At 72.7% G+C, this 17,119-nt stretch carries 15 protein-coding genes; 9 read left to right on the top strand and 6 right to left on the bottom strand.

All coding sequences use genetic code 11. From position 1 onward, the window contains the following. Positions 1-4: 4 nt before the first annotated feature. The 3 genes from ACIBO2_RS42960 to ACIBO2_RS42950 form a co-directional block, all read right to left on the bottom strand. Positions 5-865, bottom strand: a complete 861-nt coding sequence (locus ACIBO2_RS42960) for a PmoA family protein (protein ID WP_358553413.1) — start codon at positions 863-865, stop codon at positions 5-7. Continuing rightward, positions 862-1,944 (bottom strand): Gfo/Idh/MocA family oxidoreductase, encoded by a 1,083-nt coding sequence (locus tag ACIBO2_RS42955; protein ID WP_358182992.1) that lies wholly within the window; start codon positions 1,942-1,944, stop codon positions 862-864. The genes ACIBO2_RS42960 and ACIBO2_RS42955 overlap by 4 nt, the downstream gene beginning before the upstream one ends. 76 nt (positions 1,945-2,020) lie before the next feature. Continuing rightward, on the bottom strand, positions 2,021-2,770 hold the full coding sequence (locus tag ACIBO2_RS42950) for an IclR family transcriptional regulator (protein WP_225289773.1): 750 nt from the start codon (positions 2,768-2,770) through the stop codon (positions 2,021-2,023). An 80-nt stretch (positions 2,771-2,850) separates the two neighbouring features. Here ACIBO2_RS42950 and ACIBO2_RS42945 point away from each other — a divergent pair, with 80 nt between their 5' ends. The 8 genes from ACIBO2_RS42945 (at position 2,851) to ACIBO2_RS42910 (ending at position 13,317) form a co-directional block, all read left to right on the top strand. Then, positions 2,851-4,005, top strand: coding sequence for a 4-hydroxybenzoate 3-monooxygenase (locus ACIBO2_RS42945; RefSeq protein WP_397304052.1), 1,155 nt, complete (start codon positions 2,851-2,853; stop codon positions 4,003-4,005). 19 nt (positions 4,006-4,024) lie between these two features. Next, the gene (gene pcaH / locus ACIBO2_RS42940) at positions 4,025-4,693 is read left to right on the top strand and encodes a protocatechuate 3,4-dioxygenase subunit beta (protein ID WP_358553405.1); all 669 of its coding nucleotides are present in this window, start codon (positions 4,025-4,027) and stop codon (positions 4,691-4,693) included. After that, positions 4,690-5,214 carry a protocatechuate 3,4-dioxygenase subunit alpha gene (locus ACIBO2_RS42935; protein ID WP_358553403.1) on the top strand — a complete coding sequence of 175 codons (525 nt, stop codon included), beginning with the start codon at positions 4,690-4,692 and terminating at the stop codon, positions 5,212-5,214. The genes pcaH and ACIBO2_RS42935 overlap by 4 nt, the downstream gene beginning before the upstream one ends. 55 nt (positions 5,215-5,269) lie before the next feature. After that, on the top strand, positions 5,270-6,829 hold the full coding sequence (locus ACIBO2_RS42930) for a lyase family protein (RefSeq protein ID WP_358553401.1): 1,560 nt from the start codon (positions 5,270-5,272) through the stop codon (positions 6,827-6,829). 8 nt (positions 6,830-6,837) lie between these two features. Continuing rightward, complete coding sequence (pcaC, locus tag ACIBO2_RS42925; RefSeq protein ID WP_397304164.1) at positions 6,838-8,067, top strand: 4-carboxymuconolactone decarboxylase; 1,230 nt, start codon at positions 6,838-6,840, stop codon at positions 8,065-8,067. Between the two features lie 157 nt (positions 8,068-8,224). Beyond that, positions 8,225-8,467, top strand: a complete 243-nt coding sequence (locus ACIBO2_RS42920) for a DUF6229 family protein (protein ID WP_357951270.1) — start codon at positions 8,225-8,227, stop codon at positions 8,465-8,467. Positions 8,468-8,473: 6 nt separating this feature from the next. Then, complete coding sequence (locus tag ACIBO2_RS42915) at positions 8,474-11,407, top strand: type 2 lanthipeptide synthetase LanM family protein (RefSeq protein ID WP_397304051.1); 2,934 nt, start codon at positions 8,474-8,476, stop codon at positions 11,405-11,407. After that, positions 11,404-13,317 carry an ABC transporter ATP-binding protein gene (locus ACIBO2_RS42910; RefSeq protein ID WP_358553395.1) on the top strand — a complete coding sequence of 638 codons (1,914 nt, stop codon included), beginning with the start codon at positions 11,404-11,406 and terminating at the stop codon, positions 13,315-13,317. The genes ACIBO2_RS42915 and ACIBO2_RS42910 overlap by 4 nt, the downstream gene beginning before the upstream one ends. Here the strand turns inward: ACIBO2_RS42910 and ACIBO2_RS42905 are convergent. Together ACIBO2_RS42905 and ACIBO2_RS42900 are read right to left on the bottom strand one after the other, a co-directional pair. After that, complete coding sequence (locus tag ACIBO2_RS42905; protein ID WP_397304050.1) at positions 13,283-15,376, bottom strand: AAA family ATPase; 2,094 nt, start codon at positions 15,374-15,376, stop codon at positions 13,283-13,285. The two genes, ACIBO2_RS42910 and ACIBO2_RS42905, sit on opposite strands and share 35 nt — an antisense overlap. A 148-nt stretch (positions 15,377-15,524) precedes the next feature. Next, entirely contained in the window at positions 15,525-16,226 is a 702-nt protein-coding gene (locus ACIBO2_RS42900; protein ID WP_358553391.1) for a Glu/Leu/Phe/Val dehydrogenase family protein, read from the bottom strand. On the opposite strand from ACIBO2_RS42900, the gene ACIBO2_RS42895 reads away from it, so the two are divergent. Further along, positions 16,186-16,704 (top strand): substrate-binding domain-containing protein, encoded by a 519-nt coding sequence (locus ACIBO2_RS42895; protein ID WP_358553389.1) that lies wholly within the window; start codon positions 16,186-16,188, stop codon positions 16,702-16,704. The genes ACIBO2_RS42900 and ACIBO2_RS42895 overlap by 41 nt on opposite strands. Here the strand turns inward: ACIBO2_RS42895 and ACIBO2_RS42890 are convergent. After that, complete coding sequence (locus ACIBO2_RS42890) at positions 16,680-16,928, bottom strand: SCO4226 family nickel-binding protein (RefSeq protein ID WP_358553387.1); 249 nt, start codon at positions 16,926-16,928, stop codon at positions 16,680-16,682. The genes ACIBO2_RS42895 and ACIBO2_RS42890 overlap by 25 nt on opposite strands. Between the last annotated feature and the right edge of the window lie 191 nt (positions 16,929-17,119).

Genomic DNA, 17,119 nt, shown 5'->3' with positions numbered 1-17,119 from the left:
GCGGCTAGTCGGCGGCTCGGCGCTTGGCCAGGTGCTCCTCGATCCGCTCGGTGCCCCACCAGCCGGTCGCCAGCACGATCCGGTAGCGGCGGGCGATCGTCTGCCCGCGCGCCAGCTCGAACTCCTGGTGGAAGGCCCATGAGGGATTGACGGCGGCGAACGGGCCACTGCGCACGAACCAGTGCGATTCCGGCCCCGGATCCGGTACGAAGATCAGCGTGGACGACCGGTCCACCTCGTCGTGCCGCCCCTGGAAGGCCAGCCAGCGGGCCCGCTGCCCCATCATCTCCTCGCCGCCCATCCCGTCGGGGCCGAGCACCTCGCCGCCGGTGAACGAGCGCGGGCCGCGCCAGAACAGGCCGCTGTATCCGGCGAGCGGGCGGCCGTGCGTGGTGGGGCTGCCGAAACGTAGCGGCTCCTCACGCAGGCCGGTGAGGGTTGTGTGCCAGACCAGCTCCCAGGAGCCGTTGGCCGGATCGACCGCCTCGACGGTGAGCTCGCGCCGCTCCTCCACCCAGGGCTCGCCGCGCGAGCTGCGCCAGGTCAGCTGCCCCGACAGGCCGTCTTCGCGTACGTCGAGGCTGTCGTGGCGCATCGTGCCGTTGTTGTCCAGGTCGATGTAGCGCTTCTCCTCGCGGACGAACGTGCCGCCGCCCCAGAAGTTCTGGCCGGACACGTGCGAGGCGGTCAGTTGCAGGCCCTTGTGCCAGCGGTGGTCGTGCGGCCGGTAGGAGGTCACCACGTCACCGGCCAGCGTACGCATCGGGTGGATGTACGGCTTGGGCGCCTCGAACGGCTGCGGGTCGGGCTCGTGAACGTAGCGCATCAGCTCCACGCCGTGCGCCTCGAAGACGATCGCGCTCATGAAGGGCTCCATCCGGGGGTGTCGCCGTGCAGGCTGCGGTAGAAGGGATCGCCGGGGCCCACCTCGCCCGCGTGTACCGTACCGCCGGTCAGCGCCGCCTTGTACATGGCGGTGATCAGCTCCAGCGACCGGCGCCCGTCCCGGCCGCTGGCCCGGGGCCGCCGGCCCGCGCGCAGGTCCGTCACCAGGGCCCGCAGCTGCTTCAGGTGGGAGGTGGGCTCGTCCTCGGCGGGCGGCCACTCGATCGGGCCGGCGTGCTCGGCCGGGGTGCAGGTCCAGTCGTCGTTGGTGTAGCCGTACAGGTGGGTCAGCTCCAGGGTGGCGTCGGCGAGGTCGATGCGTATGTGGCTGACCTGCCGCGGCGACAGCACGCTGTTGACCACCGTGGCCAGGGCGCCGGACTCGAAGCGGACCAGCGCGGTCGTGACGTCGTCGGTCTCGACGTCACGCGCCAGCCTGGCCGCCATGGCGCGCACTTCGCTCCACTCGCCCAGCAGCTCCAGCAGCAGGTCGAGCTGGTGGATGCCGTGGCCCATCGCCGGGCCGCCGCCCTCGGTCTCCCAGCGCCCGCGCCACGGCACCGCGTAGTAGGCGTCGTCGCGGTACCAGGTGGTCTGGCAGTGCGCGACGTACGGCGTGCCGAGCGCGCCCTTCTCGATCAGCCGCCGCAGGTGCTGCGCGCCGGAGCCGAAGCGCTGCTGGAACACGATCGCCGCGTACGGCCCGCCCTCCTGCTCGGCCGCGACCATGGCGTCGTACTCGGCCAGCGACAGGCACGGCGGCTTCTCGCACCACACCCACGCGCCCGCGCGCAGCGCGGCGGCCACCTGGGCGGCGTGCAGGGAGGGCGGGCTGCAGACGTCGACCAGGTCGGGGCGTACCTCGGCGAGCATGCCTTCGAGGTCGTCCGAGGCGTACGGCACGCCGAACCGGTCGGCGAACGCCTGGGCCAGCTCGGCGGTCGCGTCCACGACGGCGACCACCTCGATGTCGTCAGACAGCTCCTGGAAGGCGGGCATGTGCGCGAAGCTCGCGATCGCGCCGCCGCCGACGATGGCGACGCGCAGGGGGGACGGCACGGGCGACCTCCTTGGGAGACCTTTGGAAAGCGCTTACCGGAGCACGTTATGGCCCACGGGCAGTTCTGGGCAAGGGCTACGGCGTGGCGGCACACGCTCTGGCGATGCCGTTCGCGGCGGTCAGCAGGGGCTCGACCAGCCGGGGGAGCTCGCGGGCGCGCCTGGAGGACAGCACCATGCCGAGCGCGGCGATGGCCCGGCCGTCGACCAGGACCGGGGCCGCGGCCGAGCAGGAGCCGAGCGTCATCTCCTCATACGTCAGCGCGTACCCCTGGGCGCGTACGGTGGCCAGCTCGCGCGCCAGCCGCCCCGGCTCGGTGATCGTGTGCGGGGTCGGCCGTTCGAGCACGCGGTCCAGGTACGACCGGACGAACCACTCGGGCTCATAGGCGAGCAGGGCCTTGCCGACGCCCGTCGGATGCATGGGCAGCCGCCCACCCGTCCTGGACACGATCGGCACGGCCCGCCGCCCGGCCACCTTGTCCACGTACAGCACCTCCAGCCCGTCTCGGACGGCCAGGTGCACGTTCTCGCCGGTGCTCGCGAACAGCTCCTGCAACCACGGATGAGCCAGGTCCTGGAGCTTGGCGGGCGCGAGCTGGCCCAGCTCCCACAGCCGCAGCCCGATGCGGAGCCGCCCGTCGGGCGCGCGGCTCAGCGCCTGCCACTCCTCCAGCTCGCCGACCAGCCGGTGCACCGTGCTCAGCGGGACGCCGCTGCGCCTGGCCAGGTCGGTCAGCGTGAGCTGCGGGTGCCCGGAGTCGAACGCGCCCAGGATGGCGAGCACCTTGGAGGTCACTGTGCGCCCCTGGGATCCACCTGACATACCGCAAATCCTGCACAATTCTTCCGCTCAGTGGAAGAGGCAGCTCGAACAATCGGCCGCCGAAGCAGGATGCTTCCTTCATGCGCACTCAGGTAGGGATCATCGGGGCGGGGCCCGCCGGTCTGCTGCTGTCCCACCTGCTCCACCTGCGCGGCATCTCCTCCGTGGTGCTGGAGAAGCGCGGCCGCGAGTACGTGGAGCGCCGCGTGCGCGCCGGCGTGCTGGAGCAGGGGACGGTGGACACGCTGGTCGAGGCGGGCGTCGGCGCGCGGTTGCTGCGCGAGGGCCTGCCGCACCGGGGCATCGAGCTCAGGTACGGCGGGCAGGGCCACCGCATCGCCTTCGAGAAGCTGGTGCCCGGCCGGTCCATCACCGTGTACGGCCAGCAGGAGGTGGTCAAGGACCTGATCGCCGCCAGGCTGGAGGCGGGCGGTGACGTGCGGTTCGAGATCGAGGACGTGGCCGTGCATTCGCTGGAGGCCGAGCCTTACGTGACGTTCGGCGGCGAGCGGCTCGACTGCGACGTGATCGCCGGTTGCGACGGCTTCCACGGCGTGTCCAGGCCGTCCATCCCGCCGGGCGTTCTGCGGCTGTTCGAGCGGGACTATCCCTTCGCCTGGCTCGGCATCCTGGCCCGGGTGGCGCCGTCGTCCGAGGAGCTCATCTACGCCAGGACCGAACGCGGCTTCGCGTTGCACAGCATGCGCTCGCCCACGGTCAGCCGCTTCTACCTGCAAGTTCCGCCCGACGCCACCGTGGCGGAGTGGCCGGACGAGCGGATCTGGGCCGAGCTGAAGGCGCGGCTGGAGACCGTACCCGGCTTCGTCCTGGACACCGGCGAGATCTTCGACAAGGGCGTCACGCCGATGCGGGCCTTCGTCGCCGAGCCCATGCAGTACGGCCGCCTCTACCTCGCCGGCGACGCCGCCCACATCGTGCCGCCCACCGGCGCGAAGGGGCTGAACCTCGCCGTGGCCGACGTACGCGTCCTGACCGAGGCGCTGGACCGGTTCTTCGCCACCGGCTCGGCCGACCTGCTCGACGCCTACTCCGAGTCCTGCCTGAAGCGGGTCTGGCGGGCCCAGCACTTCTCCTGGTGGATGACGACCCTGCTGCACACGTTCGACTCCGACGACGACTACGGGCGGCGGCTGCAGCTGTCCTACCTGGACTACGTGACCTCCTCCGAGTCGGCCGCGACGACGCTGGCGGAGAACTACGTGGGCTTGCCATGATCAACTTCGAAGGGCGGCCATGACCCATCCTCCTTACCTGAGCCCCGGCTACCGCAGCACGATCCTGCGCGCGCCCGCGCGGCCACCGGTGGCCTTCAGGAGCGATCCCGACGCGATCGAGCTGACCGGCCCGGTCTTCGGCCACGACGAGGTCGGCTCGCTCGACTCCGACCTGACCAGGCAGCACGTCGGGGAGCCGCTCGGCGAGCGCATCTCCGTCACGGGCCGCATCCTGGACTCCGCCGGAAAACCGGTCCGCGGCACGCTGGTGGAGCTCTGGCAGGCCAACGCCGCCGGCCGCTACGCCCACGAACTCGACCAGCACCCCGCCCCCCTCGACCCGAACTTCACCGGCGCCGGCCGCTGCCTCACCGACGAGGACGGCCGCTACCGGTTCGTCACGATCAAGCCCGGCGCCTATCCCTGGCGCAACCACCACAACGCGTGGCGGCCCGCGCACCTGCACTTCTCCGTGTTCGGGCGGGCCTTCACCGAGCGGCTCGTCACGCAGATGTACTTCCCCGGCGACCCGCTGATGCCCTTCGACCCGATCCTCCAGTCGATCCCCGACGAACCGGCCAGGCAGCGGCTCGTCTCGGCCTTCTCCATGGAGCTGACCGAGCCCGAATGGTCGCTGGGCTACTCCTTCGACATCGTGCTGGGCCGAACCCCGATGGAGTCGTCATGAACCTCACGCCGTCCCAGGACGGAGCCTTCATAGAGCTCACGCCCTCCCAGACCGTGGGGCCGTTCTTCAGCCACGCGCTGCCGTACCCGCACGACTGGGAGCTGGTGCCTGCCGGGCACGCGGGCGCGATCATGCTGACCGGCCGCGTCCTGGACGGCGCCGGTGAGCCGGTGCCGGACGCGCTGCTGGAACTCTGGCTGGGCCGCACCGGCGACCGCGGCGCGCTGCTGCGGGGCGACGGGGAGGTGTCCGGCTTCGGGCGTTGCGCTACGGCTCCTGATGGTTCGTTTCGCTTCCGTACGGCGCGGCCTGAGGGGGCGTACCTGTCGCTGCAGGTGTTCGCCCGGGGGCTGCTGCGGTCGTTGCTGACCCGCGTCTACCTGGAGGATCTGCCCGATCCGCTGCTGGACGGCTTGGAGCCGGAACGGCGGGGGACACTGATCGCGACGGGGTCGGGGGACCGGTACCGGTTCGACGTGCGGCTCCAGGGGGATGGGGAGACGGTGTTCCTTGACTTCTGACGGGACTGCCGCTTTTGGCGGGGTTGCCGGCGGAGCTTCTGACAGCGCTGCGGGGGTGGCCTCTGGCGGCCACTCCGGCGGGGCTGCCGCGGACAGCGGGCTGCTGGCGCCGGTGCGGGCGGGCACCCGGGTGGAGGCGGTGACGTCGGACGCGGCCTGGCTGCGCGCCATGCTGGACGCCGAGGCGGCGCTGGCTCGTGCGCAGGGGCGCGCCGGGCTGATCCCCGGTGCGGCGGCGGCCCTGATCGACCGGGTGGCCTCGGGGTTCACCGCTGACCTACCGGACCTCGCCCACCGAGCCAGACAGGCCGCCAACCCCGTCGTCCCCTTGGTCGCCGACCTGCGCAAAGCCGTCACCGCAGCCGGGGCCAGCGCCGCCTCCTCCGAAGCCGCCGCCTCTTCCGGTGCCTCCGGTGCCACCGGGCCCCGAGGGGTTGGTAGCGCGGCTACCGGAAGCGCTGGGGACGCGCGAGAGGCCATCGGGAGCGGAGGGGCGGCCGTCTTCGTCCACCGGGGGGCCACCAGCCAGGACATCTGTGACACGGCCGCCATGCTGGTCGCCGCGCGTGCCGTCAGCTTGATCGCGGCGGATCTGGACGCGGCCATGGAGGTGCTCGCCGGATTGGCGGAGCGGCATCGCGACACGCTGATGGCGGCTCGCACGCTGAGCCAGCAGGCGGTCCCGACGACATTCGGGCTGAAGGCGGCGGGCTGGCTGACCGGCCTCCTGCGCGCCCGCGACCGCCTGACCGCGCTACGCCTCCCCGCCCAGCTCGGCGGCGCGGCCGGCACACTAGCCGCCCTCGTCGAAACCGTCCGCACCGCCGACCCCGAACTCGCCCACGCCGAACCAGGCCGCACCGCCGACCCCGAACCCGGTGGTGGCGAGAGTGCGCAGGCGCGGGTGCTTCGGCTGGTCGAGCTCTATGCCGGGGAGCTCGGGCTGGCCGCTCCGCTGGCGCCGTGGCATGCCGAGCGGTCCGTGGTCGCCGAGCTGGGCGCGGCCCTGGCCGGTACGGCGGGCGCGCTCGGCAAGGTGGCGACCGACGTGATCCTCATGGCCCAGACCGAGGTCGGCGAGGTGGCCGAGTCATCCCGGGGCAACTCCTCGGCCATGCCGCAGAAGCGCAACCCGGCCCTGTCGGTGCTGATCCGGTCGGCGGCGCTGCAGGTGCCCGCGTACGCCCAGCTGCTGGGACAGGCGGGGGAGCACGAGCGGGCCGCGGGCGCCTGGCAGGCGGAGTGGTCGCCGCTGCGCGAATGCCTCCGCCTGACCGGCGGCGCCGCGGAGACGGCCGCCGAGCTGGTCGCCGGGCTTCAGGTGTTCCCGGACAGGATGCGGGACAACGCCTGCCTGACCGGCGGGCGCATCGTGTCGGAACGGCTCGCGGTCCACCTCGGCCGCGATGCGCTCAACGAGGCGCTGAGCCGTCCAGGTCCGCTGGAAGGGCCGGAGGAGCTGCTGGATCCCGAGGGCTATCTGGGCGCCGCGCCGGAACTCGTCGATCGCCTCCTGGCCGACTACCGAGAGCGTCGCGTCCCCTCCGACTACCGCAAGCGCAGCGTCCCGGGCGAACACCGCGAGCGCCGCGTCCCGGACGACTACCGGAAGTGATCGTGAGCATGAAGCTGCATCACCGCGTCGACGGTCCCGCCGGAGCGCCGTTGCTGGTTCTCGGGCCGTCGCTCGGCACCACGCTGGACATCTGGCAGCCGCAGTTGAGCGCGCTCACCCAGTCGTGGCGGGTGCTCCGGTATGACCTGCCGGGCCACGGCGGCTCGGCCCCTGCCACCTGCGGCCTGACGATCGACGACCTGGCGCGGGCCGTACTGGACCTGGTGGGCGATGTGGAGGACACGGAGGCCGGAGAGTTCGCGGTCGGCGGCATCTCTCTAGGCGGCGCCATTGCCACCACGATCGCGGCCGGTCAGCAGGAATCCGGCGAACAGCAGGCCAGTCAGCAAGAGCCGGGTCAGCAGGAATCCGATCAGCAGCCGGCCGGACAGCGGCAGGCCGGTCGGCGGGGTCGGGTGCGGAGTCTGGTGCTGTGCTGTACGTCGGCGCGGTTCGGGGAGCCGGGGCCGTGGCTGGAGCGGGCGGCGCTGGTACGTGCCTCCGGTGTGGCCCAGCTCGCCCCGGCGCTGGCGGCCCGCTGGTTCACCGTCGGCTACGACGGCCGCTGGGTGACGGACATGCTGGATCGCGTGGACGCCGAGTCGTACGCGGCCTGCTGCACCGCCATCGCGTCCTGCGACCTGACCGGACGCCTGGCCGCCATCACCGCCCCCACGCTGGTCGTCGCGGGTGCCGACGACCCGGCCACGCCCTTGGACCAGGCTCTCACGCTGGCCCAAGGCATCCCGGGGGCGCTGTTGCGCGTGGTGCCCGGCGCGGCTCACCTGGCGAGCGTGGAGCGGGCCGACACCGTCACGTCCGCGATCGTCGGCCACCTTGGCGGCGACTCCGGTCACACGGCCGGGATGCGTACCAGGCGTGAGGTGCTCGGCGACGCCCACGTGGACCGGGCCGTCGCCGCCACGACCGGCTTCACCCGCGACTTCCAGCACCTCATCACCCGCTACGCCTGGAACGAGATCTGGAACCGGCCCGGCCTCGACCGCCGTACCCGCAGCTGTGTCACCCTGACCGCGCTGGTCGCCCGCGGCCACCTGGACGAGCTGGCCATGCACGTGCGCGCGGCCCTGCGCAACGGCCTGACCCCGGACGAGATCGGCGAGGTGCTCCTGCAGACGGCGATCTACTGCGGGGTCCCGGCCGCCAATGCCGCCTTCGCCGTCGCCCAGCGCGTCCTGGCCGAAGTCCCGACAGAAGTCCCGACAGAAGAAGACTGATCCCACGAGCGGGTCGAGCGCGTGTCTCCCATGAGCTGGCACGAGCATGCGCCACGGCAAGCCACGCCCGTGCTCGATGTCCTGGCTGCAACGGATTTGCAACGTCGGTTGGCAGCATCTTGAGCGGATTGTTCGGCTCAAGGAAGGGACCGATCTCATGCCCAAACTGACCCCGGAGCAGGCCGACCGGATCGTGGCCGGCTGGCGGAGCGGTACGCAGCTCGTCGAAGGATGGGACAACCCGGCTGGCCCGCTGTTCGCCAGCGGTGAGTACGCGGAAGCGGACATCACCCTCGAATCCATCCTCGCCGCGTCGGGCTGCAACCCGCCTCCCCCTCCGCTCACCGAGGGCGGCTGCGGCACCGCGTGCAGCGCCTCCGCCGGGCGCTTGTGCTGCTGACCTGACATGGGGGAATACACCGTAAGCGACACCGTGCTGGACCGCCTGCTCGAACCTTCACTGGAGCGACTGGCGGCCCGGCTCGGGTCCGTCGCGGGCCTGGCGGAAACGGAGCGCCGGGCCGTACACGCGGGCGCCGCCACGGCGCTGTTGAACACCGTGCGCATGAGGACCAACCGGGTGCTGCTCCTGGAGCTGAACGCGGCCAGGATCACCGGCAGGCTCACGGGCGCCGACCCGGAGGCCAGGTGGCGGGATTGGGAGTCCCAGGCGGCGAACCCGGAGTTCTGGGAGTCACTGGGCGGCCACTACCCGACCCTGCTCCCACGCCTGCGACGGCTGATCGGCCACAGGTGCGCGGCGGCGATGAGCCTGGCCTGCCGCTTCGCCGCCGACCGCCCACTGCTCACGACGCTGCTCCGGCCGCTCGAGGGGGGCGAGCCGGGGGAGCTGGTGAGCGTCGAGTTCGGCGCGGGCGACAGCCATCGCGGCGGGCAGAGCGTGGCGATCCTGACCTGCGCCGCGGGCAAGGTCGTCTACAAGCCGCGGTCCGTAGCCGTTGACCTGGCCGCGGCGCGGCTGCTGAGCCGGCTGCTGGCCGACGAGCCCGCCGACACCCGGATCAGGGTCCCCGACGTGGTGAGCGGCGACGGCTACGGCTGGGCCGAGCACGTCGCCCATCGGTACTGCGCCGACGACGAGGAGACGCGCTGCTTCTACCGCAACCTCGGGCACTGGCTGGCCGTGATGCGGCTGATCGGCGGCACCGACCTGCACGCCGAGAACCTGATCGCCGCAGGACCGATCCCGACCGTCGTGGACTGCGAGACGCTGTTCACGCCCCAGCCGCCGACGCGGGTCTCCGGCTACGGGCTCGCGGCGGACCGGGCGGGGGCGCTGATCGGCGGTTCGGTGCTGGGCACCGGGCTGCTGCCGGGCCGGGGGCTGGCGCTCGGCTGGCGCGGCGTCGACATGTCCGCCATCGGCTCACTGCCCGGCCAGCAGCCGGTCACGGAGCTGCCGGTCATCCTCGGCGTCGGCACCGACGAGGCGCGGATCGGCCTCGCGCCCGTACGCGTCCCGCTCTCGCTCAACCACCCGAACCCCGAGCCCGTGCTGAGCAAGCACTGGGACCTGGTGGTCGACGGGTTCACCCGGCTGACCAGGCGGCTCAGGAAGCTCGACGAGGGCGGCGAGCTGGCGGGGTGGCTGGGGGAGTTCGCCGACCTGCCGATCCGGGTCGTACTCAGGTCCACCGAGAGCTACGCCGAGCTGCAGCGGATGCTCTGGCACCCGCACTCGCTGCACGACGAGCCCGCCGCCCGGCGGCGCGCGGCGGACCTGCTGGCCAGGCAGGCGGCCAACGCGCCCGGTCGGCCGGACGACCCCGAGGTGATCGAGGCGGAGGTCGAGGAGCTGCTGGACGGCGACGTGCCGTTCTTCGCCACCACGCCGCGCCGTGGCCGGCTCACCGGGCCGCGCGGCACGCAGTGGGGTCCCGCCCAGGACCTGATCGCGGGGACGCTGGACCGGTGGCGGTCGGCCGACCTCGCGCTGGAGCACCAGGTGATCCAGTCCGCCCTGGTCAGCGCGTACCTGAACGAGGGCGGCGTACCCGACCAGCGGCGCCTGCTCCCGGCCGTACTGAACACCGACGACCTGGACCGCAGGCGGCGGACGCTGGCGGCCGACATCATGCGATCGCTGTCCGACGCCGCCGTACGCGCCGAGGACGGCACCGTCACCTGGATCGCGCCGGTGCTCAACCCGACCGGATGGGCGGTGCTGCCGCTCGGCCTCGACATGTACGGCGGCGCGGCCGGCATCGCCGTACTGCTGGCGGGCTATCTGCGTGAGATGGAGGCGGGACGGGCCGACCCGGTGCCGGACGTCGGGCAACTGCTGGCCGACGTGCTGCGTACCGTGCGGATGGCGGAGGAGCAGTGGGCCAAGGACCGGGCCGAGATCAAGACGCGACGGCCCGCGCCCGCCGGCGGCTACCTCGGGCTCGCCTCGCGGATCTGGGGCTGGCTGCTGCTGGTACGCCTGGGCGTGATCGAGCCGGCCGAGGCGTTCTCACGGTCGGCCGACCTCGTCCGCGAGCTGCCCGCCGCGCTGGAGTCCGACCCGTCGCTCGACCTGGTACGCGGCATGGCGGGCGCGGTGGTGCCCCTGCTGCGGCTCCACGAGAGCGCGGGCGACGCCGAGGCGGGGGACCTGGCCAGGACGATCGGCCGCAAACTGGTGTCGGCGGCACAGGTACGCGGCGGCACCGCGTGCTGGACGATCGACGGCTTCCCCGACGGCATCGGCGGCCTGGCCCACGGGGCGACCGGCATCGGCTGGGCGCTGTCCCGGCTGGCGGCGGCCACCGGCGACACCGACTGCGCGAGCGTCGCCGAGGCCGCCTTCGCCTACGAGGAGACCCTGTACGTCCCCGAGACCGGCAGCTGGCGCGACCTGCGCGGCCCGGACCAGATCGGGGCGGCGTGGTGCCACGGGTCCGTCGGGATCGCGGTCGTGGCGGCCGACCAGCTCATGGAGGGCCGCGGCGACCCGGAACGACTGCGTGACCTGCTGCGGCGCGCGGCGCAGGCCAGCCAGGCCGACGGCATCGGCTGGAACCACACCCTGTGCCACGGCGACTTCGGGGCCTGGGAGGTGCTGGACCTCGCCGTCACCGCGGGGCTCGGCGCGGGCGGACTGGACCGGCCCCGGCTGGAGGCCCACCTGCTCGGCAGTGTCGAGGAGCATGGGCCGGTCAGCGGGTTCGCCAGGGACGCGTTCGTTCCGGGGCTGATGCCGGGGCTCGGCGGAGTCGCGTACCAGTTGCTCCGCATGCATCCCGAATGCCCACTGCCCTCGGTGCTGCTGCCCGACCCCGGCCCGGTCTCCAGCATGGTTCCCAGCACAGTCTCCAGCACGGCGAAGCCGTCTTGAGCGCGTCCGCCGATGCCCAGATGGTGTCGCCTTACTGGCAACTCGACGACGCGGGCGACATGGGCTTCTGGCGGATGTGCCGGCGGCTGCCGGCCACCAGCCGGGCGGTGCTCGCGATCGTGGCGCGGGCGGCGCCCCGGCAGGCCGTCACGGTCGTACTGCTGCAGGTCGTGTCGGGAGCCGCCACGGCCTTCGGCCTGCTGGCCACCACGGGGGCGCTGGAACGGCTGCTCGCCACCGGCCCCACCGTGGAGGTGGTGGCGGCCGCGCTGCCCATGATCCTCCTCGTCGGCGGGGCGTACCTGCTGCGGGGGGCGGTCGAGACGGCCATCGCGGCCGCGTACGCCCGGCTGACGCCCGCGGTGCGCCGGATGGCGGAGGGGGAGCTGTTCGCGGCCGGGCTCCGCGTCGAGCTGGCCGCCTACGACGACGCCGGCTTCTACGACCGGATGCAGCGGGCACGCGACCGGGGCCTGTTCCACCTCGCGCGGGCCGTGGACAACCTGGTCGACCTCGTCGGCGCGGCCCTGGCGTTCGCCGCCGCGTTCACCGGGCTGGCCGTCCTGCACGCCGCGCTGCTCCCGGTGCTGGTGCTGGGCGTACTCCCGTCGGCCTGGACGGTGCAGCGCTCGGCCCGGCTGGCGTACGCGCACATGACCCGCACGGTCACCTTGAACCGCCGGGTCCAGATGATCACCGAGCTGGGCACGCAGCGCGAGCCCGCCCCGGAGATCCGCGCCTGCCAGGCCGAGGAGTTCCTGCTGCGGGAGTACGCCGAGGTCGCCGATCCGCTGCGCGACCAGGAGGTACGGGTGAAGGCCGGCCAGGTACGCGTCGGCACCGTCGGCCGGGCGCTCACCGGGCTCATGTCCGCCATCACGTTCACCGTGCTCGGCCTGCTGCTGCAGGCGGGCTGGATCCCGCTGGCGGTGGCCGGCGGCGCGGTGATAGCCGTGCGGACCGCGAACGCCGCGCTCAGCCGGCTGGTCCACTCGGCACACCAGCTGCTGGAGCAGGGCATGTACGTGGCGGATTACCAGGAGTTCGTCGACGACGCCGCCTCCAGGAGCCGCGCGGCGGCCACCCGCACCCGCATGGCGCCGGTCGCGCCGGAGGTGATCACGCTGAGCGGCGTCGAGTTCGGCTACCCGGGCGGGACCCGCGAGGCGCTGCGCGGCATCGACCTCACCGTCCGCACCGGTCAGACCATCGCCCTCGTCGGCGAGAACGGCTCCGGCAAGACCACGCTCGCCAAGATCATCGCGGGCCTGTACGAGCCCACCAACGGGCAGGTCAGCTGGGACGGCGTGGACATCCGCGAGATGGACCCGCACAGCGTCGGCGACCGGATCATGATGGTGCTCCAGGACCCGATCCGATGGCCGCACACCGCCCGCGCCAACGTACGAGCCGGCCGCCACGACCGCGACGACCCCGGCGACCTGGCATTGCGCGCCGCCGCCGAGCTGGCGGGCGCCGACACCGTGGTGGCCGACCTGCCCAACGGCTGGCAGACGCTGCTCTCGAAGTACTTCCGCGGCGGCCAGGAACTGTCGGGCGGTCAGTGGCAGCGGCTGGCCGTCGCCCGCGGCGTCTTCCGCGACGCGCCCGTACTGATCTGGGACGAGCCGACGGCGCCGCTGGACGCCAAGGCGGAGTTCGCCGTGTACGAGTCGCTGCGCCGCCTCGCCACCGGCCGGATCGTCATCCTGATCACGCACCGGCTGGCCAGCGTACGCAACTCCGACCGGATCTACCTCCTGCACGAGGGCGCGCTGGCCGAGCAGGGCACGCACGACGAGCTGATCACCCGATCCGGTCGATACGCGGAGCTGTACGAGCTGCAGGCCCGCATGTACGCCGACGAACTCCCCCTCAGCGGAGTTCGGGGCGGTGGCTCCGGCCGTTGAGCACCGGCCTGTTGCCGCGGTGTCCGAGCAGGTCGGCGGCGCGGCGGCGGTAGACCAGCTGGGTCGGGACGGGCGTGGCGGCGTACAGGGCCTCCCTCGTCACCTCGTTGGCGAACTCGTACCCGCTGCCCGTCACCACGAGCAGGCCCACCCTCAGCGCGCGCTCACACAGCTCGGCGGCCACCTGCGGCGGCAGGCCGAGCAACTCGCCGGCCAGCGCGGGCTCGAAGGCACCCCGGAACACCGAGGCGGCCCGCAGCAGGCGCTCCACCAGCGAGCCGGTCCGGTGAACCCGCGCGAGCACCGCCGCGCTCAGCCTCGCCGGCACCCCGTGCTCACCCGCCGCCAGGCCGCGCAGCAGCTCGACGACGTACAGCGGGTGGCCGTGCGTACGCCGGAAGACGTCGTCCGCCCACCTGCCCTGACCGCTCCGCGTGGCCAGCCGCCCGACCGCCCGCGCGGGCAGCGGCCCCAGCTCCAGCCGTACGACTGCATGCCCGAGCGCCTCCAGCGCCGCCGCGCCCTCCCCTGAACGCGCCGTCGCGACGACCAGCAGGCGCGCGCCGGAGACCCGGCGGGCCAGGTAGTGGACGAGCTCGACGGTCGCCGTCCCGGCCAGATGCAGGTCCTCCAGCACCAGCAGCACCGGCTCCCTGGCCGCCAAGGCCCGCAGGAACGCGGTCACCGCCTCGTACGACGATCTCCGCCCGGTCTCGCCGACCGTGCCGTGGCGTCCCTGCCGCAGCGTCGGCGCGGCCTCCGGGATCACCCTGGCCAGCGCCTCCGCCCCATCACCGACCATGTCGCGGAGCACGGGCCCGGCCAGACGGGTGATCGGTGGTGTCAACGCGTCGGTGAACGGCTGGAGGAAGAGCGAACGCTCGCTCTCATGGCACCGCGCTCGCAAGATGGTCCCGCCGGTGGTCCGCGCGACCCGTACCGCCTCCTCGGCCAGCCGGGACTTGCCGATGCCCGCCTCACCCACGATCAGCAGCGCACCGGTCCGCCCCGCCACGGCCGCCGCCCAGGCCTGGGAGATCCCGGCCACCTCCTCCGCCCGCCCTGGCAGCGCGGCCTCCGCCTCCGCCCGCGCCGCCAGGGCGGCGGCCCCCTCCTTCGCCGCGCCCTCCTTTACGGCTCCGTCCTTCACCGCTCCGGCCTTTACGGCTCCCGTTAGGGGACCGGCCCCTTCCTTGGCGGTCCCCTCCTTCGCGGCTCCGGCCTTCGCGGCTCCGGCCTGCACGGCTCCGGGCTTTACGGCTCCGGGCTTTACGGCACCGCCCAGGGGAGCGGGCGGCTGCTCGCGAAGGACCGCCAGGTGCATGGCCCGCGTCTCGGCCGCCGGATCCGTGCCCAGCTCGGCCGCCAGGAGGTCGCGCAGCCGCTCGTAGGCCAGCAACGCCCGCGCGGGCTCGCCCGCCTCGGTGTGGGCCCGCATCAGCAGCCGGTGCGCGGCCTCGTCGAACGGGTCCGCGGCCACCGCCGCCTCGGCCGCCCGCCGCGCCCGCCCCGGCTCGGCGATGCGCAACGCCGCCGTCGCCGCCGCGTGGAGCGCCCGCCTGAGCAGCCCTGCCGCCTCACCACGCGCCGGCGCCGCCCAAGGAGCGTCGTTGTCCCCATCCAGTACGGCACCGCCGTCGAGCAGGTCGATCGCCCGTGTCGCCGCGGCGACGGCCACGGCCGCCTCGTCCTTCGCCAGCCGACTCTCCGCCTCCGCGGTCAGCGCGGCGGCCTCGTCGAGATCCACACTCACGGCCGGTGGCACGCCCAGCCGGTAGCCCCGCCTGCCGCCCGTCACGGCCTCAGGGCCGAGCGTCCTGCGCAGCCTGCTCACCAGCGTGGCGACGTTCTCCACCGGCCGTTTCGGCGGGCAATCGCCCCATAACACCTCCACGACGCGGTCGGTGGGCACAGCGTGGCCGCGCTCGACCGTCAGCAGTTTCAGGAGTGTCGCGGCCCGGCCGCCGACCGCCCCGCGCATACCGTCCTTCTCGACCGCGAACGAGCCCACCAGCCGGATCAGCACCCTGCTCTCGCGGCCGTCTGTCCTGTCGATCATGTTCTTCCGCCGCCTCCCCGAGCCCCTCACCTTGAGGCGTGACATCGAGGGACAGCGATGTTCCACGGAGCGGGGGGCGGCTCGGCCGGCGCGTACCCCGGTCACCAATGGCGACCAAGAGCTCTGACCGCGCACCGGCGACGTGCCGTCACTGGGCTCCGGCGACGCGACCCGCGGTGAGTCTCGCGTGGGCGATCGCGGTGGCGGCTTCCACCGTCGTGATGTGTTCACGGTCCGCCCGCTCGAAGACGTCGGCGACGATCCCGCCCACGCGTTCGACTCGCGCGGCCGAGCGGGCGTCGTCGTGCCCGAGGAGCTGCCCTTCCAGGTACACCAGCCCACCGGCGTTGACGAGGAAGTCCGGCGCGTACAGGATGCCCCTTCGGGTGAGCGCGTCGGCGAGGCCGGGTTCGGCCAGTACGTTGTTCGCGCCCCCGGCGATGACGCGGCACCGCAGCCGCGGCAGCGTCTCACCCGTCACCACCTCGCCGAGAGCGCAGGGGGCGAACACGTCACAGGAGGCCGAGAGGATGTCCTGTGGTGACATCCGTCGCGCGCCATACCGTTCGGCCACGTCGCGGGCACGTCGATCGACGAGGTCGGCGATCAGCACCTCGGCCGACTCCGCGCGCAGGAGGCGCGCGAGGTGGGATCCGACGTTGCCTGCTCCCTGAACGGCCACGGTCGCGCCCGCGAGATCGCCGGAGCCTGCGGAGGCGCGCAGCCCAGCCCGGATCGAGGCGAGAACTCCGAGCGCCGTGTACGGGGAGGGATCGCCTTTGTCGCAGACGGGCGCCGTTTCGCGGCCGATGACCTCGATATCCGCCTGCACTGTCCCGACGTCGTTCACCGGGATGAACCGGCCGCCCAGCGCGGCGATGAACCTGCCGAGGGCACGCAGAAAGACACCTGGATGTCGACCCGACCACCCGCTCGTGGCCGGGCGCCAGCTGGATCGCCGTCGACTGGCCGAGCACCCATGGATCACCTTTCCGCCGCGCCCCGGTGAAGCCCGCCAGCCCTACGCCGACGCACTGGAACGGCTGCTGGGCAGAGACGCGCTCACCACGACGGAGATCGTGCCGATCGACAGCCTGACCGCTCAGCTCAAGATGGTCGAAGCCGGATTCGGCCTGGCCCTGCTGCCACGCAGCGGAGTCGAGGACGAGGTCAACTCGGGCCGGATCCGCGTCCTGGACATCGCGGAGGCCGCGTTCTCGATCCCGGTCGCGCTCGTCCACCGACGCCACGGCTTCCTGAGCGGTGCCGCCAAAGCCCTCCGGGACCTGCTCCTGGAGGGTGATCAGAGCGACAGCGGTACGGGGTGAATCTCGTCGGCGGGGTGGCCCGACCGCTGGTGAATCCGTTGTACGGCCTCCGCGCTCGGTGCGTCGGACAGGCAGTAGATGACGCCTTCCTCGGGGTCCGCCCACGCCTGCACGAAGGACACTCCCTCGTCGGCCTGTATCGCGAGGTCGGCCTCGTGCGCTTCGCGGAACTGCTCGTCAGTGATACCCACCATGTCGTGGTGGACGTCCATGAACCTCGTCATGGCTTCCTCCTGTAGACATCTGTCGCCGCAGACATGCTGTAGACACCCGGCGCACGTCGTTCTCAGCCTAGATCCGACATAAGTCATCAATCACCCCAACATTCCTCAAATGGCATATCCGGGAAACATCCGCCTCCCGGCTTACCCGGCATATGATCATTCAACGGCCTTATGATCATTTCGACTGTTCC

It is taken from the genome of Nonomuraea sp. NPDC050022 (assembly GCF_044460705.1).
Taxonomy (GTDB): domain Bacteria; phylum Actinomycetota; class Actinomycetes; order Streptosporangiales; family Streptosporangiaceae; genus Nonomuraea.
This window is presented reverse-complemented; position numbering and strand designations above follow the sequence as displayed.